The organism is Streptomyces sp. NPDC002520 (genome assembly GCF_053595235.1).
In genome coordinates this window covers 270497-293370 of record NZ_JBSFXG010000002.1, presented here as the reverse complement: position 1 = coordinate 293370, position 22874 = coordinate 270497, and the positions used below count along the sequence as shown (strand labels likewise).

Here is a 22874-nt window from a genome sequence, read left to right as displayed (position 1 = left end):
TTCGCGTTTGCCGTCAGCTGCGGCACGGTCACCCGTTCATCGGTGACCGGCGCTCCATTCGTGTGCTCTTCGCCCGCGCCCTCGCACCCGCCCATGACCTGCCGGAACTCGGCGCGGCTAGCCCGTGTGGGGGGCCGTGGGCGCCACCCGTTCACCGCAGTGCCGACGGATTCTCGGGAGGCGGTCCGGCCGGAGTGCCACTTACCTCGAAGGAGCAGGGGCTCGCCCCTGGTCGAGTCGAAGCACGAGTCGGACACGAGTCGGACAAGCCTGGGGAGCACCATGCGACGTACCGCCCGCCTGCTGACCGGTACCGCGCTCGCCGCAGCCGCGGCCGGGCTGGCCGCCGCTCCGGCCTACGGCGGTGGCCAGGTCCGCACGCCGACCGCGGCCGGAAGCCTGCAGGTGTACCCGACCACCGCGGTGCCGGGCAGCAATGTCACGGTGAACACGGCGGCCTGCGGGAACAGCGGAGCGGCGCTGGGCGACGCGGGCGCGGTCGGTGCCGGAACGTTCACTCTGGCGCCCAGCTCGCACGAGGGCGAGGCGATCGGCGAGTTCCGGGTGCCACCGAGCGCGCAGCCCGGGACGTACGAGATCGTCGCGAAGTGCGCCGAGGGCGACAAGCAGGTGACGGGCGACCTGATGGTGGCGTTGAGCGCGGTGCACGACCAGCTGCAGCCGCGGGGAAGCGTGAAGACGGGGGTCGGCGGCGCACTCGGTCGCGACCCCGTGCAGACCGCGGCAGGCGTGGCGGCTCTGGCCGTCGCCGCCGCGGGCGGTACCTGGCTCCTGCATCGCCGGGCGAGAGGCGACGGGATCTGACGGACACCCTCCGCTGTCCGTCCGCCGGTACCGCACGTCCCGCCCCCTCCGGGTCCGATGCCCCTCGCGGCCCGGAGGGGGAGGGAGTTCCACCCCCGTAAGGGCTCCCCCCGGGGCCCGGCCCGGGGAATCGACCTCATAGGGGTCCGTCTCGCAGCGGACGCGGCCCCGGGAGAGGGGTTCGTATGCGCAGGATCGGGGACACCGCGATAGCCGCGGTCACCGTCGTCGCCCTCGGCTCGGGGGTGTGGCTGCTCGGCGGCACCGGGACGTCCGCGCCGCCGCAGCCCTCGGCCGCCGAGGGCCGGCCCGACCCGGGCGGGCAGCGGCTCGCGGCACCCGGCCTGGAGGCGTCCCCGCCCACGCGCATCCGCATCCCCGCGATCCGTGTGAACGCCCCTCTGATGGGCCTCTCCCTCACCGGCAACGGCAGCCTGGACGTGCCGCCCGCCGCGAACAAGAACCTGGCCGGCTGGTACGAGGCCGGCATCACGCCCGGCGAGAGAGGCACCGCGATCGTCGCGGGCCATGTCGACAACACCGAGGGCCCCGCCGTCTTCTACGACCTCGGCGCCCTCAGGCGCGGCGCCACCATCGAGGTGGACCGCGAGGACGGCACCGTGGCCGTGTTCAGCGTGGACGCGGTGGAGGTCTACGCGGCACGGAACTTCCCCGACGAGAAGGTCTACGGCGCCGCCGACCGCCCCGAACTGCGGGTCATCACGTGCGGCGGCGGCTACTCCAGGACCACCGGCTACCAGGGCAACGTGGTCGTCTTCGCGCACCTGACGTCCTCGCACAGCTCGTCCCAGAGCAGCACGCCCCCGAGCCCACCGTCCCCGAGCAGCACGTCCTCGGGCAGCCTGTCCCCGAGCAGCACGTCCTCGGGCAACCCGGCCCCGGAAACCCTGTCCCCGGGCACCCCGTCCCCGGACGACCCGTCCCCGAGCAGCGCCTCTTCGGACAGCCCGTCTTCGGACAGCCCGTCCCCGGGCACCCCGTCCCCGGGCACCCCGTCCCCGGACGACCCGTCCCCGAGCAGCGCCTCTTCGGACAGCCCGTCTTCGGACAGCCCGTCCCCGGACGACTCGTCCACGGACGACTCGGCCCCGGACGACTCGGCCGCGAGCGGCTGACGGCCGCGGGCACGGCCGGTCACCCGCGGGGGCGGACCTCACCGGCCTCCCCCGCCCGCGCGCAGACCCCTCACACACCCGCTCCCGCCCCGCTGAGGTCAGCGTTCCGCAGGGGAAACAGACGGGATCCGGCCGGGTAACGTCCGCACCGCACGCTCGGGAGCATGACCTCGACAACGCGTGTGGTGGTGATCGGCGCCGGCCTCGCGGGCGTACGGCTCGCCCGGCGGCTCGGCGAGCTGGGCGTGCCCGCGCTGCTCGTCGGCGATGAGGAGCACCCGCCGTACAACCGGGTCCTGCTGGCCGAGGTGCTGGCCGGCCGGTACGCGCCGGAGGTGATCTCCCTCCCCGGGCCCGAGCACCTCGTACGCGCCCGGATCACCGGTATCGACCGGGCCGCCCGGACCCTCCGGTGCGCCGACGGTTCCTCGATCGCCTACGGCACGCTGGTCCTTGCCACCGGCTCCAACCCGGTCCTGCCGCCGCTGCGCGGGCTGTTCACCCCCGACCGCCGGCTCCCGGAGGGCGTCCACGCGTTCCGCACCATGGACGACTGTCTCGGCCTGGCGAAGGCGGTGCGGCCCGGCGTGCGCGCGGTCGTCGTCGGCGGCGGGCTGCTCGGGGTGTCCGCGGCCCGCGCGCTGGCCGTGCGCGGCGCGCAGGTGGTGCTCGCCCAGCAGGCCGAGCGGCTCATGGAGCGCCAGCTCGACCCGGACGCCTCCCGGCTGGTGCTGCGGCACCTCACGGACCTCGGCGTCGAGGTGCACGCCGAGTGCCGGGTGCGGGACGTGCGCTGCGCGGCGGGCGCGGTCCGCTCGGTGGAGATGGCCGACGGATACACCCTCGACGCCGATCTCGTCGTCCTCGCCTGCGGGGTGCGCCCGCGCACCGGCCTTGCCGAGCAGGCGGGGCTCGCCGTCGAGCAGGGCGTGCTCGTCGACGACGAGCTGCGCACCTGTGACCCGCACATCCACGCCGTCGGCGACTGCGCCCGGCACGACGGCACGGTCTACGGCCTCGCCGCCCCCGCCCTCGAACAGGCCGACACCCTGGCCGCGCTGCTCGCGGGAGACCGCGGCGCCCGCTACACCGGCACCCGTTCCCTGACCCGGCTCACCCTCACCGGCCCGGACTCGCCCTTCGACCTCGCCGCGTTCGGCGACCCGCAGGCCCGGCCCGGCGACGACGTCGTACGGCTCGCCGACGCCACCCGGGGCACGTACCGCAAGGTCGTCGTCCGCGACGACCGCCTGGTCGGCGGGGTCCTCGTCGGCGAACTCGGCACCGTCGGCGCACTCGCCCGCGCCTGGGAGGGAGCGGAGCCGCTCCCCCACGACGGCCCGCTGCTCCACCTGCTCACCCATGACGGAGGTTCCTGATGACCGCCACCCCGGGGGCCACCCCCACGATCGTGCTCGTCGGCCATGGCATGGTCGGCCAGCGCTTCCTCGAAGCGCTCGCCGAGCGCGGCCTGACCCGCACGCACCGTGTGGTCGTGCTGTGCGAGGAGCCGCGTCCCGCGTACGACCGCGTCCAGCTCACCTCGTACTTCTCGGGCCGGACACCCGAGGAACTCTCCCTGACCGACCTGGAGTTCATCAAGGACCACGGCATCGAGCTGCACGTCGGCGACCCCGCGGAGACGATCGACCGCGGGACGAGGAAGGTCACGGCCAGGTCCGGCCAGGTCTTCGCGTACGACACCCTCGTCCTCGCCACCGGTTCGTACCCCTTCGTGCCGCCGGTTCCCCACAAGGACGCGGACGGCTGCTTCGTCTACCGCACGATCGAGGACCTGCTCGCGATCGAGGAGTACGCGAGGACCAGGGCCCAGGTGGGGGCCGTGGTCGGTGGTGGCCTGCTGGGTCTCGAGGCGGCCGGTGCCCTCAAGGGGCTCGGACTCACCTCCCACATCGTGGAGTTCGCGCCGCGTCTGATGCCGGTGCAGGTCGACGAGGGCGGTGGCGCCGCGCTCCTGCGCACGATCGAGAACATGGGCCTGACCGTCCACACGGGCGTGGGCACGCAGGAGATCGTGGTCGACGCGGAGGGTGCCGTCACCGGCATGAAGCTCTCCGACGGCTCCGAACTCGCCGTCGACATGGTGGTGTTCAGCGCGGGTGTCCGCCCCCGCGACCAGCTGGCCCGCGACTGCGGCCTGACGGTCGGTGAGCGCGGCGGTATCACGGTCGACGGGCAGTGCCGTACCGTCCGCGACCCGCAGGTGTTCGCGATCGGCGAGTGCGCGCTCGCGGCGGACGGCCGGGTGTACGGGCTGGTCGCACCGGGCTACGAGCAGGCGGAGACCGCCGCCGCCGCGATCGCCGCCGACGACACCGACCGGATGTCGTTCACCGGCGCCGACCTGTCCACCAAGCTCAAGCTGCTCGGCGTGGACGTGGCCTCCTTCGGCGACGCGCACGGCACCACCGAGGACTGCCTGGACGTCGTGTACTCCGACTCCCGCGCGGGCCTGTACAAGAAGCTGGTCATCGGCCGGGACGGCACGCTGCTCGGCGGCGTCCTGGTCGGCGACGCGGACGCGTACGGCACCCTGCGCGCGCTCACCGGCTCGGTCCCCCCGATCTCCCCCGAGTCGCTCGTCCTGCCCGCCGGAGCGGGCTCGGGGGCCCAGCTCGGCCCGTCCGCGCTCCCGGACGACGCGGTCGTCTGCTCCTGCCACAACGTCACCAAGGGCGCGATTCGCGGGGCGGTCACCGAGCACCGGTGCACCACCGTGCCCGAGGTCAAAAAGTGCACCAAGGCCGGTACGGGCTGCGGCAGTTGCGTGAAGGTGCTGGGTCAGCTGGTCACCGCCGAGCTGGAGGCGAGCGGTGTCGAGGTCGACAAGGGCCTGTGCGGCTGCTTCTCCCAGACCCGCGAGGAGCTGTACGAGATCGTCCTCGCCCTGCGCGTCACCTCGTACCAGGAGCTGCTGGACCGCCACGGCCGCGAGGGCGCCCGGGGCGGCGACGGCTGCGAGACCTGCAAGCCGGCCGTCGCCTCGGTCATCGCCTCCCTCGCCCCCTCGATCGGCGCCAGCGGCTACGTCCTGGACGGCGAGCAGGCGGCCCTCCAGGACACCAACGACCACTTTCTCGCCAACCTCCAGAAGAACGGCTCGTACTCGGTGGTGCCGCGTATCCCGGGCGGGGAGATCGCACCCGAGAAGCTGATCGTGATCGGCGAGATAGCCCGGGACTTCAACCTCTACACGAAGATCACCGGTGGCCAGCGGATCGACATGTTCGGCGCCCGGGTCGAGCAACTCCCACTGATCTGGACGCGGTTGGTGGACGCCGGCTTCGAGTCCGGGCACGCCTACGGCAAGTCACTGCGCACGGTGAAGTCCTGCGTGGGCCAGACCTGGTGCCGCTACGGCGTCCAGGACTCGGTCCGCATGGCGATCGACCTGGAGCTGCGCTACCGGGGGCTGCGCTCCCCGCACAAGCTCAAGTCGGCCGTCTCCGGCTGCGCCCGCGAGTGCGCCGAGGCCCAGTCGAAGGACTTCGGCGTGATCGCCACCGCGACCGGCTGGAACCTGTACGTCGGCGGCAACGGCGGCGCCACCCCGCGCCACGCGGACCTCCTCGCCCAGGACCTGTCCGACGCCGGACTCATCCGCCTGATCGACCGGTTCCTGATGTTCTACATCCGCACCGCCGACCGGCTGGAGCGCACCTCCACCTGGCTGGAGCGGATCCCCGGCGGCCTGGACCACGTACGGGACGTGGTCGTGGACGACTCCCTCGGCATCTGCGCGGAGCTGGAGGAGCTGATGGCGGCCCACGTCGCGCACTACCGCGACGAGTGGGCCGAGACGATCGACGACCCCGAGAAACTGGCCCGGTTCGTGTCCTTCGTGAACGCGCCGGACACCCCGGACCCGGTCGTCGCCTTCGTCCCCGAGCGCGACCAGCTGAAGCCCGACCTGCCGCTGCTCGCCATCGGCCGCCGTCCCCTGGAAGACGCACTGGAAGAAGCACTGGAAGGAAGCGCCCAGCGATGACCCTGGCACCCGAGACGACGACCCTGCGGATCCAGCTCCAGCTGACGGAGGGCTGGTTCACGGTCTGCGACCCGCACCGGCTGGCCCCGGGCCGCGGGGTCGCCGCCCTGCTGCCCGACGGCCGCCAGGTGGCGCTGTTCCGGGACCGGGAGGACCGGCTGTACGGCATCGACAACCGCGACCCCTTCACCGGCGCGGCGGTCCTCTCCCGCGGCCTGACCGGCACCCACCAAGGCCGCCCGTTCGTGGCGTCCCCGCTGCTCAAGCAGCGCTTCGACCTGGAGACCGGGCAGTGCCTGGACGACGAGGCGGTGCGCGTCGCGGCGTACGAGGTCCGGGTGGCCTGAGATTTTCTCGGCCTGTCGTTCCGCCGTCGAGCAGATCGCCGCCGCGGTCCCCCGCCCGGCCTCGGACGACGCGGCGTCGGCCGTCGGCACCGACCTGGTGGTGGACGGCGGCTGCACGACCTGACCCGTCGTCATGGATCTTTCCCAGCCTTCTGGTTGGGGAAGATCGATCACCGTGCCGGTTTGCGGTTAAGCTCTGGCGGACCGGAAAGCCACCGGGCGTCGCAGACGTGACGCAGGACGACACGACCGCGCACCCGGAGGAAACCTTGCCCGCCTCGCTCCCCGCCTTAGGGCCCTGCTTACAGATCAGGCCGACTCGGACCGAGCGAGCGTCCCAGCCCCCGGCGGGATCCGGAAGCCGGGCCCGAGGCAGCAGGCCTGTTCGCCTCCGCCACACCTCCCGCTCCCCGGTGCGGGAGGCATGTTCCTCATACGCGGACCCAGGCCTTCCCCTTTCGGCCATGCGAGCTTCGGCCTGTCATGTCCGCATCCAGAGAGTTGCTCCCGCAACGGGCGGGACATGCGAGATGCGCGGCTCGGACACTCTGGAGAGGATTTGATGACCGATCTGATACCGGCCGTGAGTGCCGCGGTCGCCCTGGCCGCCGGCGGGAGCACGTGGCGCTTCCACCGCGCGTACCAGCGGGAGCGGGAGCGGGCCGACCGGCTCCAGGGCCGTACGGATCAGCTCACCCAGCAGCTGGGAGCCGTGGAGTACGCCCTCGGGCAGCTGGCGTTCGAGGTGATACCCGCGGCGGGCGCCGCCGAGGGGCCCGCCGCCGGCCCCGCCCCGTCCGCGCCCGTGACGCACACGGCCCTCGCCGAGCGGCTCCGCGACGTCTCCGCTCAGGCGGTCGCCACCGTGACACAGGTACGCGAGGCCGCACAGGCGTCCGCCGACCGGCGCGTCGACGAGATCCGCTCCGCGGCGCAGCAGGAGGTCGCGCAGGCGCGCCGGCAATCGCAGCAGGCGACGCGCGCGGCCGTGCGCAGTTTCGCGTCCAGCGTGGTGGCGCGGGCCGCCCGGCTGAGCCGGGAGATCAGCAAGGGGGTGCGCTCTCACCAGGACGACGAGGCGTACGCGACGCTGGTGCACATCGACCACATCGCGCAGCAGATGCTGCTGACCGCCCAGGGCTATGCGGTACTGGCCGGCGACAAGCCCTCCAGACGCTGGCCGCGTACCTCCCTGACCGATGTGATCCGCGCCGCGATGGGCCGGATCGAGGGCTACCAGCGGGTGGCACACCACGAGTCGGACGCCATCGCGGTGGAGAGCCGGGCGGTCGAGGCCGTCGTACACACGCTGGCACTGCTGCTGGACAACGCCCTGCGGTACTCCCCGCCGGCCGCCCGGGTGCACGTCTCGGTGGAGGAAGGCCATCACGCCTGCTTCCTGACCGTCGACGACGCCGGCCTGCGGATGGACGACGAGCGGCTGCTGTGGGCCAAGGACGTCATGTCCGGCAAGCAGCGCGACGACATCACACAGCTCGGCGCACATCCGCAGACCGGCCTGCGGGTCGCCTCGCTGCTCGCCGAGAACTACGGCTTCCGGGTCGAGCTGACCGCGCCGAACATCTACCAGGGCACGCGCGCCGTGCTGGTCCTCCCGAAGAACCTCCTGGTTCCCTCCGCCGCGCCCCGGCCCGCCGCGGCCCAGCCCGTCATCGCGTCCCGGCCCACCGCCGAGCCCGGTCCCGCCGTCGCGCCGGCCACGAAGGACTCCGTCGCCCCGGAGCCGACACCGACGTCGGCGCCGGAGCCGGAGCCGGAGCCGGCCGCGACCACCGCGAGCGGACTGACCGTCCGCAGGCGCCCGGCCAGGGCGCGCGGCGCCGCCGCGGCCACGCCCGGGACACCGGTCGCGCCGGGGCGGCCGAGCGTCGCCGCCGCCTGGGCGGCGGGCAGCCGCCGGGGACGCGAAGCCGAGCCGAACACCGGACCCACCGAAGGAAACTGATCATGCGCGACACCCACAGCAACGGCCTGGGATGGCTGCTCGACCAGGAGCTGGGCTCTGTCGAGGGCGTCGAGTACGCCGTGCTGATGAGCAGCGACGGCCTTCTGCAGGCCCGCACGCAGACGATCGGCCAGGAGAACGCGGAGAAACTCGCCGCCGTCACCGCATCGCTGCGCGCGGCCGGCAAGGCGTGGGACGAGCACGTCGGCGGCAAGGGGATGAGCCAGCTGCTGATCGAGTCGCAGGGCCGTATCGGGCTGACCACGGCAGCCGCGAGGAACTCGATGCTCTCGGTGGTCACGACCGGGCCGGAGGCCGATGTCGGCCTGATCAGCCATCACATGGTGCGCCTCGCGGCCAGGCTCGGCCACGAGCTGGAGGTCGGGGACCGGCGCCCCCTCGCGGAAGACGGCACCGCGACGTGAGCGGTCCGCGGCACGACCCGGACCTGATCAGGCCCTACGTCCGCACCGGCGGGCGGAACCGGCCCCGCCCGGACGTGCGCCTGGAGACGGTGGTCATCGCCGCGTCCGGCCCCACCGACACACTCGGGCCGGACACCCGCAGGGTGATGCGCCTGTTCGCGGGCGGGCGGGGCGGTCTGGCCGTGGCGGACATCGCCGCCGCGCTGGAGCTGCCGCCGTCCACCGTGCGGATCCTCGTCTCCGAGCTGATGGACAGCGGCCGTCTGGCCTGCCCGGCCCCCACCGAGGACGACGGGCCCGGATCCGACCTGCTGCAGGAGGTACTGCGTGGACTACGCGAACTGGTCTGACCAGCCGTCCGACCAGCCTGCCGTCCACTACGTGGCCCCCGGCGTGGCCCGGTCGGCGAAGATCGTCGTCGCCGGGGCGTTCGGGGTCGGCAAGACCACCTTCGTCGGCAGTGTCTCCGAGGTGACACCGCTGCGCATGGAGGAGCCGATCACCGAGGCGAGCGTCGGCGTGGACGATCTGCGCGGCACACCGCACAAGACGACCACGACGGTCGCCATGGACTTCGGGCGCATCCATCTGCTGGGCGACCGCCTGGTGCTCTACCTGTTCGGCACTCCGGGCCAGACCCGGTTCCGCCCCCTGTGGGAAGGGCTGACCGAAGGGGCGCTGGGCGCGGTCGTCCTGGCCGACACCCGGGACCTGGACGGCTGCCACGAGGTGCTGAGCCTGCTGGAGGAGCAGCGGACGCCGTACTCGGTCGTCATCAACGTCTTCCCCGACGCGCCCCGCTACCCCCTGCACGAGATCCGGCAGGCGCTCGCCCTGGATCCGGAGACCCCGCTGACCGAATGCGACGCGCGGGACCGCACCTCCTGCGTGTACGCGCTGATCACCCTCGTCGAGCACCTGACGACCCGTCATGTCCCCGCGTCTCTTGTGGAGTCCCGCCCATGACCACCCCCGACCCCGGCACCGCGAGCCCGGCGCGGGTCGCGCTCTACGACGCCGCGTTCGCCAAGGACCCCCATGCCGCGTACGAGCGCATGCGGCGCGACCACGGTCCGCTGGTCCCCGTGGATCTCGCCCCCGGCATACCGGCGACCCTGGTCATCGGCTTCCAGCAGGCCCGGCGCATCCTCAACGACCCGCTGCACTTCCCCGCCGACCCACGGATCTGGCAGCAGGCCGTGCCCGAGACCTGCCCGGTCCGGCCGATGATGGAGTGGCGTCCCAACGCGCTGCGCTCGTCCGGCGCCGAGCACACGCGCTACCGGGCGGCGAACACCGCGAGCATCCAGGCGGTCGACCAGCACGAGCTGCGGGCCCTGGTGGAGAAGATCGCGTCCGACGCCATCAGCGGGTTCGGCGGCCTCGGCCGAGCCGACCTGCTCACCCAGTTCTCGTTCCCCATCGCCTTCCACGTCCTGAGCGCGCTGCTGGGCTGCCCGGACGAGATCGGCATGCGCATCGCCGACGGCATGGCCAAGATCTTCGAGTCGGAGGCGGAGACGGCCGCCCTCGGCAACCAGATCCTCGGTCAGGCCGTGGCCGAACTCGTCGCCCTCAGGCGGCAGTACCCCGGGGACGACATCACCTCCCGGCTGATCGCGCACAGCGCCGCCCTGGACGACATCGAGATGTCCCACCAGCTCGTCACGCTCTACGGCGCGGGCATCGAGCCGCTGACCAACCTGATCAGTAACACCGTGCTGAAGATCCTCACCGACGAGCAGTTCTCGGCCGGTCTGCACGCCGGGCAGCCCGTCCGGGACGCTCTCGACACGGTCCTGTACACCGACCCGCCGATGGCCAACTACTGCATCAGCTACCCGGCGTACCCGATCGACGTCGAGGGCGTACTGCTCCCCGCCCACCAGCCCGTCGTCATCTCCATGGCCGCCTGCAACAACGACCCGGCCGTCACCGACGGGCTGGGCCCCGGCACGCTCACCGGCAACCGCGCGCACCTGTCCTGGAGCATCGGCCCGCACACCTGCCCGGCCCGCACCCACGCGTACCTCATCGCCGAGACGGCCATCGCCTGCCTCCTCGACACGCTTCCCGAGATCGACCTCGCCTGTCCCGTGTCCGATCTGGTGTGGCGGCCCGGTCCGTTCCACCGCGCGCTGGAAGCCCTGCCCGTCCGCTTCCCCGCCGTCGCCTGACTCCCCGCCGGCACCCGACTCCCCGCCGTCGCCTGTCCCCCGGCGCCGTCCGAAGCCTCCCCCCAACGGTCCGAACCCCCGTCCGATCCCCGCAGCCGTCCGAAGGAGACCCGTCCTTGTCCCCGCACACTCCGCTCGTCCTCGACCCCACCGGGGCCGCCCGGCACCTGGAGCACGAGACCCTGCGCGCCCAGGGCCCCGCCACGCAGGTGGACGTCCTCGGCGTCCAGGCCTGGGCGGTCACCGACCCCGCCCTGCTCAGGCAACTGCTGACCAGCCCCGACGTGTCCAAGGACGCGCGTGCCCACTGGCCCGCCTTCGCCCAGACCGTCGCGACGTGGCCGCTCGCCCTGTGGGTCGCGGTGCAGAACATGTTCACCGCCTACGGTGCCGACCACCGCAGGCTGCGGCGCATGGTCGCCCCCGCCTTCACCGCGCGTCGCATAGCCGAGCTGCGCCCGGCCGTCGAGGCCATGGTCACCGAGCTGATCGACGACCTCGCCACGGTGCCCGCGGGAGAGGTCGTGGACCTGCGCGAGCGGCTGGCCTACCCGCTGCCCATCTCCGTCATCGGCCACCTGATGGGCGTACCGAAGGAGCAGCGGGCCGGCTTCCGGCGGCTCGTGGACGGCGTCTTCGACACCACGCTCACCCAGGAGGAGGCCCAGGCCAACGCCGTACGCCTCTACGGCGTCCTCGACGAGCTGATCGCCACGAAGCGCGGCGCTCCCGGCGACGACATGACCTCCCTGCTCATCGCGGCCCGCGACGAGGAGTCGGACGGCACCGGCTTCACCGCCGAGGAGCTGAGGGACACGCTCCTGCTGATGATCAGCGCGGGGTACGAGACCACCGTCAACGTCATCGACCAGGCCGTCGTGGCGATGCTGACCTCCCCCGACCAGCTCGAACTCGTCCACGCCGGCAAGGCCGGCTGGGACGACGTCGTGGAGGAGACCCTGCGGCACGAACCCGCCGTCAAGCATCTGCCGCTGCGCTTCGCCGTCACCGACATCGCGCTGCCCGACGGACGGACCATCACCCGAGGCGAGGCCATCGTCGCCTCGTACGCCGCCGCCAACCGCCACCCGGACTGGCACGGTGACGACGCCGACACCTTCGACGTCACCCGCACCGTCAAGGACCACCTGGCCTTCGGCCACGGGGTGCACTTCTGCCTCGGCGCCCCGCTGGCCCGCCTGGAGGTGGCAGAGGCCCTGCGGCAGCTCTTCGACCGCTTCCCCGAGCTCTCCCTCGCGGCACCGGCCGGGGAACTGCGCCCGGTGCCCTCCCTCATCAGCAACGGACACCAGCAACTCCCGGTCCGCCTTGGCCCCGCGCAGGGGGCCGCGGGCCGGTAGCGCTCGTCAGGAACCGGAGGCGGGTGGTCCGCCCGCCTCCACGGGCGCCTTGGCCGGGCGGGACTTTTCCGGGCGAGCGGCACAACTTTTCCGTCCGAGGGTGCATCCAACACAGTGCCCTTCATCCATCCTTTCGCCCGATGGAGGCGGATGTCGCCATGTATCCGTATCTGCACTCTCGAATATCGTCCCGGATCTTCTCCCGGCGCGGTGCGGCCGCCGTGCTGACCTCGGCCGTCCTGGGGCTCACGGCGGCCGGAGCCGCGTGGAGCGCGAGCGCCCGGACCACCACCGCCGTGCGGACCTGCGCCGTCGGCGACCTGTATCTCTCCATGGGGCGCCAGGAGCCCGCGGCGGGGTCGCTGTACTGGCCGGTGAAGTTCACCAACACCAGCACGACCAGCTGTGCCCTGCGCGGTTACCCGGGCGTCAGCGCCCTGGACACCGCGCACCACCAGATCGGGCCGGCCGCCACGCGCAGTGGACGGTCGTACGGCACGGTCACGCTCGCCCCCGCCCACTCGGCCACGGCGGTCGTCCGTACGACGAACGGCCCGATCGGCGGCCCCTGCCTGAAGACCAGCAGCTACCTGCGGATCTACCCGCCGGCCTCCCGCACGGCGGTCCTGGTCCCGGCACGCTGGCTGGTCTGCCCCCACTTCCAGGTCGGTCCGGTCAACGTGGAAGGCGCCTTCTGAGAAGTCCGGGCACGCGACGAGGCGGCACCCCCGCACGGGGTGCCGCCTCTTCTTTGGTGGTGCCGGAGCCGCCGCCGATCGGTCTTGAGGGTCGGGGACCGACGGCGGCTCCGGGGTCTGGTCGGGCGGCACCCCCGCACAGGGTGCCGCCCGTCGGATCAACGGTGGTCGCTGCCCTCCGACTGGGTCGCGGCGCGGCCGGCCTCGAGGCGGGCGACCGGGATGCGGAACGGGGAGCAGGAGACGTAGTCGAGTCCCACCTCGTGGAAGAAGTGGACCGACTCGGGGTCGCCGCCGTGCTCGCCGCAGACGCCGAGCTTGAGGTCGGGGCGGGTGGCGCGGCCGGCCTGGGCGGCCGCCTTCACCAGGGAGCCGACGCCGTCCTTGTCGATCGTCTCGAACGGGGAGACTCCGAAGATGCCCTTCTCCAGGTAGGCCGTGAAGAACGAGGCCTCCACGTCGTCGCGGGAGAAGCCCCAGACCGTCTGGGTCAGGTCGTTCGTGCCGAAGGAGAAGAACTCCGCGGCCTCGGCGATCTGTCCGGCCGTCAGCGCGGCGCGCGGCAGCTCGATCATCGTGCCGATCGCCAGCTTGAGCTTCGTACCCGTGGCGGCCTCGATCTCGGCGATGACCTGGTCGGCCTCCTCGCGGACGATCTCCAGCTCCTGGACGGTGCCGACGAGCGGGATCATGATCTCGGCGCGCGGGTCGCCCTTGGCGTTCTTGCGCTCGGCCGCGGCCTCGGCGATCGCGCGGACCTGCATGGTGAACAGGCCGGGGATGACCAGACCCAGGCGCACACCGCGCAGACCCAGCATCGGGTTCTGCTCGTGCAGGCGGTGGACCGCCTGGAGCAGCCGCAGGTCGTTCTCGTGCGGCTCCTGGCGGGACTCGGCGAGGGCCACGCGGACCGACAGCTCGGTGATGTCGGGCAGGAACTCGTGCAGCGGCGGGTCGAGCAGACGGATCGTGACCGGGAGGCCGTCCATCGCCTCGAACAGCTCGACGAAGTCCTTCTTCTGCAGGGGCAGCAGCTCCCGCAGGGCGGACTCCCGCACCTCCTCGGTGTCCGCGAGGATCAGCTTCTCGACCATCTCGCGGCGCTCGCCGAGGAACATGTGCTCGGTGCGGCACAGGCCGATGCCCTGGGCGCCGAAGCGACGGGCGCGCAGCGCGTCCTCGGCGTTGTCGGCGTTGGCGCGCACCCGCAGGCGGCGCTTGCGGTCGGCGAAGGCCATCATGCGGTGCACGGCCTCGACCAGCTCGTCGGCGTCGTCGGCGCCCGGGTGCATCCGGCCCTCGAAGTACTCCACGACCGGGGACGGGACGACCGGGACCTCACCCAGGTAGACCTTGCCGGAGGAGCCGTCGATGGAGATCACGTCGCCCTCTTCCACGACGTGACCGCCCGGGACCGTCATCCGGCGACGCTTGGTGTCGACCTCGAGCTCCTCGGCGCCGCAGACACAGGTCTTGCCCATGCCGCGCGCGACGACGGCCGCGTGGGAGGTCTTGCCGCCGCGCGAGGTCAGGATGCCCTCGGCCGCGATCATGCCGTCGAGGTCGTCGGGGTTGGTCTCCCGGCGGACCAGGATGACCTTCTCGCCCGAGCGGGACCACTTGACGGCGGTGTACGAGTCGAAGACCGCCCGGCCGACCGCGGCACCCGGCGAGGCCGCGATGCCCCGGCCGATCTTCTCGACCTTGGCGTCCTCGTCGAAGCGCGGGAACATCAGCTGGGCGAGCTGGGCGCCGGTGACGCGCTGGAGCGCCTCGGTCTCGTCGATCAGGCCCTGGTCCACCAGCTGCGTGGCGATACGGAAGGCCGCGCCCGCCGTGCGCTTGCCGACGCGGGTCTGGAGCATCCAGAGCTGGCCGCGCTCGATGGTGAACTCGATGTCGCAGAGATCCTTGTAGTGGTTCTCCAGGGTCTCCATGATCTGCATGAGCTGGTCGTACGACTTCTTGTCGATCGACTCCAGCTCCGCGAGCGGGACCGTGTTGCGGATACCGGCGACGACGTCCTCGCCCTGCGCGTTCTGCAGGTAGTCGCCGTAGACGCCCTGGTGACCGGAGGCGGGGTCACGGGTGAAGGCGACACCGGTGCCGGAGTCCGGGCCCAGGTTGCCGAAGACCATCGAGCAGACGTTGACGGCCGTGCCGAGGTCGCCCGGGATGCGCTCCTGGCGGCGGTACAGCTTGGCGCGGTCGGTGTTCCACGAGTTGAAGACGGCCTCGATGGCGAGGTCCATCTGCTCGCGCGGGTCCTGCGGGAAGTCCCGGCCCGCTTCCTTCTTGACGATCTTCTTGAAGCTGGTGACCAGCTTCTTCAGGTCGGCGGCCTCCAGGTCGGTGTCGACCGTGACCTTCTTGGCCTCCTTGGCCTTGTCGAGGGCCTCCTCGAAGAGCTCGCCGTCGACACCGAGGACGGTCTTGCCGAACATCTGGATGAGGCGGCGGTAGGAGTCCCAGGCGAACCGGTCGTCGCCGGCCTGCTTGGCCAGGCCCTGGACCGACTTGTCCGAGAGGCCGATGTTCAGGACCGTGTCCATCATGCCGGGCATGGAGAACTTGGCGCCGGAGCGGACCGAGACGAGCAGAGGGTTGTCGGCCTGGCCGAGCTTCTTGCCCATCTGCTGCTCGAGGGCGTCGAGGTGTGCGCTCACCTCGTCACGCAGTGCCGCGGGCTCCTCGCCGCTCTCCAGGTAGACCTTGCAGGCCTCGGTGGTGATGGTGAAGCCCGGAGGCACCGGAAGGCCCAGGTTGGTCATCTCGGCGAGGTTGGCGCCCTTGCCGCCGAGGAGGTCCTTGAGGTCCTTGTTGCCCTCGGTGAAGTCGTAGACGAACTTCACGCCCTCAACGCTGTGGCCCTGCTCGGCTACCTGAGGATCTTTGTTTTCCGACACGGGTCTCGACTCCTTGAGGCCGCGGTGGCTGCCCTGACGGGCAGGAACATACCCAGATCGAAGGCATCTGGGTACGTCCACTCGCGCGTCATGTGCCTGTAACTCGCCGTCCGCCACAGGATCGAAAGTCAAGGCTTGGCAAGCTCGACACGGCAAATGTCTTCACTTCTTGAACGCAACCACGCCCGCAAGCGCCTTTTCTCGCTCAAATGAGCGGCTACCAGCACGCCTGAGTTCGATCGATGAACGATCAGAGGGTGGCACTCAGTGCCACCCCTTGGAGAAGTGCAGCCGCTCATGATCCGCTCATTTGAGCGCAACCCTTATCAAGGGTGGTGAGAATCACGCTGCCACAGGCGCCCGGATTTCACCATGCGGACGTGTCCTGGACTCCGGGACACCCGGACCGCCCTCCTCCCTCCCACCGGTGTTTGCCCGCTGTTTGCCCTGGCCCGTGAACAGGGGTGACGGGGCAGCCGTACGAGATGACGTCACCGGTCTCGCACGGACGTCACGGGTCTCGCACGGAAGGGCCTCCGGGTTGCCTCAGCACACGAGCACGCGTCAGAACACGGCTGAAGAGAAGGCCGAGGACACCTCGGAGGGCATGGCCGCGGTCGCTTCCGAGGACGCGCCGGAAGCCGCCCCCGAGGAGTCCGTCGACGAAGAGTCCGTCGACGATTCCGTCGCTGAAGGGTCCGTCGCCGAAGATTCCGCCCCCGAGGAGCCTCTCCCCCGCGAAGCCGCCGCCGGAGAGCCCACCGCGCCCCGGCCCTGGCTCAACCGGCTCGGCCGGTTCAGCCGGTCCGGCTGGTCCGCCTGGTCCGGCTGGGTCCGGCGTCGGCGCGAAACCCACCCGACCGCCGCCCGAGCCCTCTCCCTCACCTTCACCATGCTCGCCGCCGCCCTCGTCGTCGCCGCGCTCGTGCTGCCGAACACGGTCGTCGGGCTGAGGCCGGCGACGTTCCTGCGGATACCGGGAGAGGCGGTGATCGGGGCGGCGGTGCTGATCGCGCTGCCGCGCCGGCCGCGGATCGCGCTGGCGGCGGTCGCGGGTGTCGTGCTCGCGGCGATGACCGTGCTGAACCTGCTGGACATGGGGTTCAACCAGTACCTCGGCCGCAGCTTCAACCTCGTGCTCGACTGGACCCTGCTCGGTGACGCGGAGTCGTACCTGGAGGACTCGCTCGGCCGCACGGTCACCCTCGCGGCCACGGTCGCCGTGATCGCGGTCGTCCTGCTCCTCTTCGTCCTGCTGGCGCTGTCCATGGTCCGCCTGGGCAACCTGCTCGCCCGGAACACCGGCGCCGCGACCCGGGGCACGCTGGTCGCGGGCGTCGTCTGGATCACCTGCTCCTCGCTCGGCCTTCAGGTCTCCGGTGTGCCGATCGCCTCGGACCGCACCGCGACCGCCGTGAAGACCCAGGTCCGAGGGGTGGCCGGCACGCTGCACGACGAGGCGGAGTTCCGGAAGGTGGCCGGGGTGGACGCCTTCGGCAACACCCCCGCCGCCCAACTCGTGCCCGATCTGCGCGGCAAGGACATGATCTTCACGTTCATCGAGAGCTACGGCCGCAGCGCGATCGAGGACCCGATCATGTCGCCCGGCGTCGACAAGACCCTCGACGAGCGCACCAAGGCCCTCGCGGCGGCGGGCTACCACGCCAGGAGCGGCTGGCTGACGTCGGCGACGTACGGCGGCAGCAGCTGGCTCGGCCACTCCACCACCATGTCGGGGCTGTGGGTCAGCAACCAGCAGCGCTATCGCACGGTGATGGCGAGCGACCACCTCAGCCTCACCAAGGCCTTCAAGAAGACCGGCGCCTGGGACACGGTCGGTGTCATGCCGGGCGTGCAGAAGGCCTGGCCGGAGCAGAGCTTCTACGGCCTGGACAAGGTCTACAACGCCTTCCAGCTCGGCTACCGGGGGCCGAAGTTCAGCTGGTCGACCATGCCGGACCAGTACGCGCTGGAGCAGTTCCAGCAGCGGGTGCACGGCGAGAAGCACGCCAAGCCGATGATGTCGGAGATCATCCTGACCTCCAGCCACCAGCCCTGGGCGCCGATCCCGAAGATGGTCGGCTGGGACCGGTTGGGCGACGGCTCGGTCTTCAAGGGCATCCAGGCGGCGGGCAACAAGTCGGCCGACGTCATCGCCGACACCACGAGGTCCCGCGAGGAGTACGGCAAGTCGATCCAGTACTCGGTGACCGCGCTGACGGAGTGGCTGGAGCGCTACGGCACCAAGGACACCGTCCTCGTCTTCCTCGGCGACCACCAGCCGCTCGCCCGCGTCAGCGGCAACCACGCCAGCCGTGACGTGCCGGTCTCGATCGTCGCCAAGGACCCGAAGGTCCTCGACCGGATCGCCGGCTGGGGCTGGACGGACGGCCTCCGCCCCGCCCACAACGCCCCCGTCTGGAAAATGAGCGCCTTCCGCGACCGCTTCCTGACGGCATACGGCTCAACCCCCCACCCGAAGACCCGCTGACACCCAGGGATCGGGGCGGACCCCCCACCCACCAAGTCCCGGCCGGACCCCCCACCCGCCGGATCTTGGGCGGAGCCCCTGACGGGGTCCGGGGCGGAGCCCCGCCACGGAGCCCCGCCACGGAGCCCCGGTGAGGCTCAGCCACCCGGTGAGGCTCAGCCACCCGGTGGAGCTCAGCCGCCGGAGGTGTCCAGCTCCGCGTCCTCGCCGACGCCCGCACAGTCGTACGGGTCCTTCAGCCAGCCGTCCGGCAGCACCACGCGGTTGTTGCCGGACGTGCGGCCGCGCGGGCCGTCGGCGCCGACAGGCCACGGCTGGTCGAGGTCCAGCTCGTCCAGCCCGGAGCGGAGTTCCTCCAGGGACGACGTGATGGCGAGCCGCTTACGCATCTCCGAGCCGACCGCGAAGCCCTTCAGGTACCAGGCGACGTGCTTGCGGAAGTCGATGACGCCGCGCGCCTCGTCGCCGATCCACTCCCCGAGCAGGGTGGCGTGCCGGACCATGATGTCGGCGACCTCCCGCAGGGTCGGCCGCATGATGTCTTCCGTACGCCCCTCGAAGGCCGCCACCAGGTCGGCGAACAGCCACGGCCGGCCGAGGCAGCCGCGCCCCACGACCACGCCGTCGCAGCCGGTCTCCCGCACCATCCGCAGTGCGTCCTCGGCGGACCAGATGTCGCCGTTGCCGAGCACCGGGATCTCCGGGACGTGCTCCTTCAGGCGGGCGATGGCCTCCCAGTCGGCGGTGCCGCCGTAGTGCTGGGCGGCGGTGCGGCCGTGCAGGGCGATGGCCGTGACGCCCTCCTCGACGGCGATCCGGCCGGCGTCGAGGTAGGTCATGTGGTCGTCGTCGATGCCCTTGCGCATCTTCATCGTGACCGGGAGGTCACCGGCGCCGGAGACGGCCTCGCGCAGGATGGCCCGCAGCAGGTTGCGCTTGTAGGGGAGCGCGGAGCCGCCCCCCTTCCGCGTCACCTTGGGGACCGGGCAGCCGAAGTTCAGGTCGATGTGGTCGGCGAGGTGCTCCTCCGCGATCATGCGGACGGCCTTGCCGACGGTCGCCGGGTCCACGCCGTACAGCTGGATCGAGCGCGGCTTCTCGGTCGCGTCGAAGTGGATCAGCTGCATGGTCTTCTCGTTGCGCTCGACCAGCGCCCGGGTCGTGATCATCTCGCTCACGAACAGGCCCTTGCCACCGCTGAACTCCCGGCACAGGGTGCGGAAGGGCGCGTTGGTGATCCCGGCCATGGGGGCCAGCACGACGGGCGGCCGGACGGTGTGCGGGCCGATCTGCAGGGGGGACTCGGGCGTGGGCATTGCCCCATTGTCGCGTATCGACGAAGATCATGTAACGGTCATTAGTTAACCGCACTATTGAAATCGGCGTACGATGAGACGCATGCCGGAGCTGAGCCCACGCCGACGTCTGCTCGTCCTCGCGATCTGCTGCATGAGCCTGCTGATCGTGAGCCTCGACAACACCGTCCTGAACGTGGCGCTGCCCTCGTTGCAGCGCGAGCTGCACGCCACCACCTCCGGCCTGCAGTGGACGATCGACGCCTACACGCTGGTGCTGGCCTCGCTGCTGATGCTGGCGGGCTCGACGGCCGACCGGATCGGCCGCAAGCGGGTCTTCCTGGCGGGGCTGGTGATCTTCTCCGCCGGCTCGCTGCTGTGCTCGCTCGCCCCGAACCTGGAACTGCTGGTCGTCTTCCGCATGGTCCAGGCGGTCGGCGGCTCGATGCTCAACCCGGTCGCCATGTCGATCATCACCAACACCTTCACGGACCCGCGCGAGCGCGCCCGCGCCATCGGTGTGTGGGGCGCGGTGGTCGGCATATCCATGGCCGCCGGTCCACTGGTCGGCGGCCTGCTGGTGGAGTCGGTCGGCTGGCGGTCGATCTTCTGGGTCAACCTCCCCGTGGGCCTCGCGGCCCTGCTGCTCACGCTGCGCTTCGTCCCCGAGTCCCGTGCGCCCCGGCCCCGCCGCCCCGACCCGGTCGGCCAGGTGCTGGTGATCGCCCTGTTCGGCTCGCTGACGTACGCCATCATCGAGGCGCCGGACTCGGACGCCCGCACGGTGGCCCCCTTCGCGGTGATCGCCCTCGTGGCGCTGCTGGGTCTGCTCCGCTACGAGCCCCGGCGCCCCGACCCCCTCATCGACCTGCGCTTCTTCCGCTCGGCGCCGTTCAGCGGGGCCACCGTGATAGCGATCAGCGCGTTCGCCGCGCTGGGCGGGTTCCTGTTCCTGTCGACGCTGTACCTGCAGAACGTGCGCGGGCTCGACGCCCTGCACGCGGGCCTGTGGATGCTGCCGATGGCCGCGCCGACGTTCCTGTGCGCGCCGCTGTCCGGACGGCTGGTCGGCAGCCGCGGTCCACGGCTGCCGCTGCTGGTCGCCGGTACCGCCATGACCGCGAGCGCGCTCCTGTTCGCCGTCTTCGAGGCGGAGACCTCGAACGCCACGCTGTTCGCCGGGTACGTGCTGTTCGGCATCGGCTTCGGCTTCGTGAACGCGCCGATCACGAACACCGCGGTGTCGGGGATGCCGAGGGCGCAGGCGGGGGTCGCGGCCGCGGTCGCCTCCACCAGCAGGCAGCTGGGACAGACGCTGGGCGTGGCGGTCGTCGGCGCCGTGCTGGCCTCGGGGGTCGGCTCGTCGTCGTACAAGGACGTGTTCGTCTCGGCGGCCCGGCCCGGGTGGTGGATCCTCACGGCGTGCGGACTGGCCGTGCTGGTCCTCGGGCTGCTCACCAGCGGGCGCTGGGCGCGGCGGACCGCCGAGCGGACGGCCGAGCGGCTGGAGTCGCCCGAGGTGCGCGAGGCGGTGGGGGCTCCGGGGCGCGCCTGAGACCTCTCTCCGCCGGACCGGGCGTCCTCCGGCCGGCCGGAGGACGGGTCCCGGGGCCTGTGTCCGACGCGGATCCGGGCCAGCACTCGCGGACGGGCGCGGGCTGAATCCAACGGAATCCAACGGGGGGGCGGAGCGGGCGGCCGTTCGGAGGAGCGGAGTGCGCGGCTCGGAGGAGTGGGCTGCGCGGCAGCGGCCGGGCGGGAACCCGACGCCCTACGGTGCGGCACCATGACCCACCTCTCCCGCCGTGCCGCCCTTGCCGGTCTCGCCGTCGGCACGGGATCCCTCGCCGTCACGGGCTGCGTGGCCGGGGCCACGACCATCGCACCCTCCCCGTCCGCCGTCCGGCCCTCCGCGACCCGCACGCCCCTCACCCCGGGCGCCATGCGGCTGTTCGCGGACGACGCCTTCAACTACGCGGGGCTGCACGCACTCGGCGCGGCCACCATGCGGGCGGCTGAGGTCGGGCAAGTACTCACCGCCGTGAACGTGATCAACACCTCCGGGCTGTCCGAGCAGTCCTTCACCGACACCTTCCGCGCTCTCGGCGACCGGGTCACGGCTCCGGGCGACCAGACGAGCGACCAGACCCGCCGGTTCCGTTCCCTGGGCGCCGCCCAGTACTACGGGCAGGCCCTGTTCTACGTCCTCGGGACCAAGTCACCGGGCGACGAGAAGGACCTGTACCTGGCCGGCCGGCGCGCCTGGGACGACTTCTGCCGGCTGTGCACGCCGGCCGCCGTGACCACCCTGATCCCCTACGAGCGGACCCTGATGCCTGTGTGGTTCTTCCGCCCCGACGAGCAGGAGAAGCCGCGGCCCACGGTGATCCTCACCAACGGCAGCGACGGGCAGAACGTCGACATGTGGACCTACGGCGTGTGCGCGGCCCTGGACCGCGGCTGGAACGCACTCGTCTACGACGGCCCCGGCCAGGGGCAGTTGCTCTTCGTGGACGAGGTCCCGGTCACCACCCGCTGGGAGCGTGTGGTCACCCCGCTCGTGGACTGGCTGCTGCGCCGCAAGGACGTCGACCGCGCCCGGATCGCCCTGACCGGGCTCAGCATGGGCGGCAACCTGGCCGCCCGGGCCGCCGCCTTCGAGCACCGGATCGCGGCTCTCGTGTGCCAGCCCGGCTGCGTCCAGCCCTGGCTCGCCTTCCCGCAGGAGCTGCGCGGCATGGTCACCGCCGACAAGGCGGAGACCAACCGGACCTGGCAGGCCGCCGTACCCGGACTCCGCCCGAACCAGGCGTTCACGGTGAAGAAGCGCTTCGAGATCTTCACCCGCGAGGCCCTGCTCCAGGCCCGCCAGGGCAAGGTCCTCACGGACCTGTGGAGCGCCGCCCAGGTCGCCATCGGCCTCGACATCACCAAGGCGATCCCGAAGATCAAGGCCCCGACCCTCATCCTCGACTACGAGGGCGAGCAGTTCTACCCCGGCCAGCCCCGGCAGATGTACGACCTGCTCGGCACCCGCCGCGACTACTTCCGCTTCACCACGGCCACGGGCGCCCAACTCCACTGCTCCCCCATGGCACCCCAGCAACACTGCGACCGGGTCTTCGACTGGCTGCGTTCGGCCCTGCACTAGGGCCGCCCGGCGGATCCCGGTTCTTCGCCGTGCGGGTCACCGTCCGCGGGCCCGGCTCCGGGCCCAGCCACAGGTCCGTGTGCTCCA

The 22874-nt window shown here is 71.8% G+C and carries 16 protein-coding genes and 1 pseudogene; 15 read left to right on the top strand and 2 right to left on the bottom strand.

Going from position 1 to position 22874, the window contains the following annotated elements; translation table 11 throughout:
- Positions 1-282: 282 nt before the first annotated feature.
- From ACWD5D_RS04360 to ACWD5D_RS04305, 12 genes and pseudogenes are all read left to right on the top strand, one after another.
- The gene (locus tag ACWD5D_RS04360; protein WP_451371258.1) at positions 283-825 is read left to right on the top strand and encodes a hypothetical protein; all 543 of its coding nucleotides are present in this window, start codon (positions 283-285) and stop codon (positions 823-825) included.
- Positions 826-1010: 185 nt separating this feature from the next.
- A pseudogene (locus ACWD5D_RS04355) lies at positions 1011-1622 on the top strand (class F sortase); the annotation flags it as partial.
- 503 nt (positions 1623-2125) lie between these two features.
- Complete coding sequence (locus ACWD5D_RS04350; RefSeq protein WP_451371257.1) at positions 2126-3340, top strand: NAD(P)/FAD-dependent oxidoreductase; 1215 nt, start codon at positions 2126-2128, stop codon at positions 3338-3340.
- The gene (gene nirB / locus ACWD5D_RS04345) at positions 3340-5970 is read left to right on the top strand and encodes a nitrite reductase large subunit NirB (protein WP_451371256.1); all 2631 of its coding nucleotides are present in this window, start codon (positions 3340-3342) and stop codon (positions 5968-5970) included. The genes ACWD5D_RS04350 and nirB overlap by 1 nt, the downstream gene beginning before the upstream one ends.
- Entirely contained in the window at positions 5967-6317 is a 351-nt protein-coding gene (nirD, locus tag ACWD5D_RS04340) for a nitrite reductase small subunit NirD (protein ID WP_451371255.1), read from the top strand. The genes nirB and nirD overlap by 4 nt, the downstream gene beginning before the upstream one ends.
- 562 nt (positions 6318-6879) lie before the next feature.
- Entirely contained in the window at positions 6880-8283 is a 1404-nt protein-coding gene (locus ACWD5D_RS04335; RefSeq protein WP_451371254.1) for an ATP-binding protein, read from the top strand.
- A gap of 2 nt (positions 8284-8285) precedes the next feature.
- Positions 8286-8708 carry a roadblock/LC7 domain-containing protein gene (locus ACWD5D_RS04330; protein ID WP_451371253.1) on the top strand — a complete coding sequence of 141 codons (423 nt, stop codon included), beginning with the start codon at positions 8286-8288 and terminating at the stop codon, positions 8706-8708.
- Entirely contained in the window at positions 8705-9058 is a 354-nt protein-coding gene (locus ACWD5D_RS04325) for a DUF742 domain-containing protein (protein WP_451371252.1), read from the top strand. The genes ACWD5D_RS04330 and ACWD5D_RS04325 overlap by 4 nt, the downstream gene beginning before the upstream one ends.
- Positions 9036-9674, top strand: coding sequence for a GTP-binding protein (locus ACWD5D_RS04320; RefSeq protein WP_451371251.1), 639 nt, complete (start codon positions 9036-9038; stop codon positions 9672-9674). The genes ACWD5D_RS04325 and ACWD5D_RS04320 overlap by 23 nt, the downstream gene beginning before the upstream one ends.
- On the top strand, positions 9671-10885 hold the full coding sequence (locus ACWD5D_RS04315) for a cytochrome P450 (RefSeq protein WP_451371250.1): 1215 nt from the start codon (positions 9671-9673) through the stop codon (positions 10883-10885). Before ACWD5D_RS04320 ends, ACWD5D_RS04315 begins: the two co-directional genes overlap by 4 nt.
- A 116-nt stretch (positions 10886-11001) precedes the next feature.
- The gene (locus tag ACWD5D_RS04310) at positions 11002-12246 is read left to right on the top strand and encodes a cytochrome P450 family protein (RefSeq protein ID WP_451371249.1); all 1245 of its coding nucleotides are present in this window, start codon (positions 11002-11004) and stop codon (positions 12244-12246) included.
- A gap of 140 nt (positions 12247-12386) precedes the next feature.
- Entirely contained in the window at positions 12387-12944 is a 558-nt protein-coding gene (locus tag ACWD5D_RS04305; RefSeq protein WP_451371248.1) for a DUF4232 domain-containing protein, read from the top strand.
- A gap of 158 nt (positions 12945-13102) precedes the next feature.
- Here the strand turns inward: ACWD5D_RS04305 and ppdK are convergent, their stop codons facing one another.
- Positions 13103-15850, bottom strand: coding sequence for a pyruvate, phosphate dikinase (ppdK, locus tag ACWD5D_RS04300; RefSeq protein WP_451371247.1), 2748 nt, complete (start codon positions 15848-15850; stop codon positions 13103-13105).
- An 892-nt stretch (positions 15851-16742) separates the two neighbouring features.
- Here ppdK and ACWD5D_RS04295 point away from each other — a divergent pair.
- Positions 16743-18341, top strand: a complete 1599-nt coding sequence (locus ACWD5D_RS04295) for a CDP-alcohol phosphatidyltransferase (protein WP_451371575.1) — start codon at positions 16743-16745, stop codon at positions 18339-18341.
- A gap of 173 nt (positions 18342-18514) precedes the next feature.
- Here the strand turns inward: ACWD5D_RS04295 and dusB are convergent, their stop codons facing one another.
- The gene (gene dusB / locus ACWD5D_RS04290) at positions 18515-19657 is read right to left on the bottom strand and encodes a tRNA dihydrouridine synthase DusB (protein ID WP_451371246.1); all 1143 of its coding nucleotides are present in this window, start codon (positions 19655-19657) and stop codon (positions 18515-18517) included.
- Between the two features lie 82 nt (positions 19658-19739).
- Here dusB and ACWD5D_RS04285 point away from each other — a divergent pair, with 82 nt between their 5' ends.
- Entirely contained in the window at positions 19740-21191 is a 1452-nt protein-coding gene (locus ACWD5D_RS04285) for an MFS transporter (RefSeq protein WP_451371245.1), read from the top strand.
- A gap of 231 nt (positions 21192-21422) precedes the next feature.
- A complete protein-coding gene (locus tag ACWD5D_RS04280; RefSeq protein ID WP_451371244.1) occupies positions 21423-22787 on the top strand; it encodes an alpha/beta hydrolase family protein in 1365 nt (454 codons plus the stop codon).
- Positions 22788-22874 lie beyond the last annotated feature (87 nt).

What these genes read in the sequence shown, in the direction of transcription:
- ACWD5D_RS04360 (WP_451371258.1), top strand. Translation starts at nt 283, where the DNA reads ATGCGACGTACCGCCCGCCTGCTGACCGGTACCGCGCTCGCCGCAGCC.
- ACWD5D_RS04350 (WP_451371257.1), top strand. Translation starts at nt 2,126, where the DNA reads ATGACCTCGACAACGCGTGTGGTGGTGATCGGCGCCGGCCTCGCGGGC.
- nirB (WP_451371256.1), top strand. Translation starts at nt 3,340, where the DNA reads ATGACCGCCACCCCGGGGGCCACCCCCACGATCGTGCTCGTCGGCCAT.
- nirD (WP_451371255.1), top strand. Translation starts at nt 5,967, where the DNA reads ATGACCCTGGCACCCGAGACGACGACCCTGCGGATCCAGCTCCAGCTG.
- ACWD5D_RS04335 (WP_451371254.1), top strand. Translation starts at nt 6,880, where the DNA reads ATGACCGATCTGATACCGGCCGTGAGTGCCGCGGTCGCCCTGGCCGCC.
- ACWD5D_RS04330 (WP_451371253.1), top strand. Translation starts at nt 8,286, where the DNA reads ATGCGCGACACCCACAGCAACGGCCTGGGATGGCTGCTCGACCAGGAG.
- ACWD5D_RS04315 (WP_451371250.1), top strand. Translation starts at nt 9,671, where the DNA reads ATGACCACCCCCGACCCCGGCACCGCGAGCCCGGCGCGGGTCGCGCTC.
- ACWD5D_RS04305 (WP_451371248.1), top strand. Translation starts at nt 12,387, where the DNA reads ATGGAGGCGGATGTCGCCATGTATCCGTATCTGCACTCTCGAATATCG.
- ACWD5D_RS04295 (WP_451371575.1), top strand. Translation starts at nt 16,743, where the DNA reads ATGCTCGCCGCCGCCCTCGTCGTCGCCGCGCTCGTGCTGCCGAACACG.
- dusB (WP_451371246.1), bottom strand. Translation starts at nt 19,657, where the DNA reads ATGCCCACGCCCGAGTCCCCCCTGCAGATCGGCCCGCACACCGTCCGG.
- ACWD5D_RS04285 (WP_451371245.1), top strand. Translation starts at nt 19,740, where the DNA reads ATGCCGGAGCTGAGCCCACGCCGACGTCTGCTCGTCCTCGCGATCTGC.
- ACWD5D_RS04280 (WP_451371244.1), top strand. Translation starts at nt 21,423, where the DNA reads ATGACCCACCTCTCCCGCCGTGCCGCCCTTGCCGGTCTCGCCGTCGGC.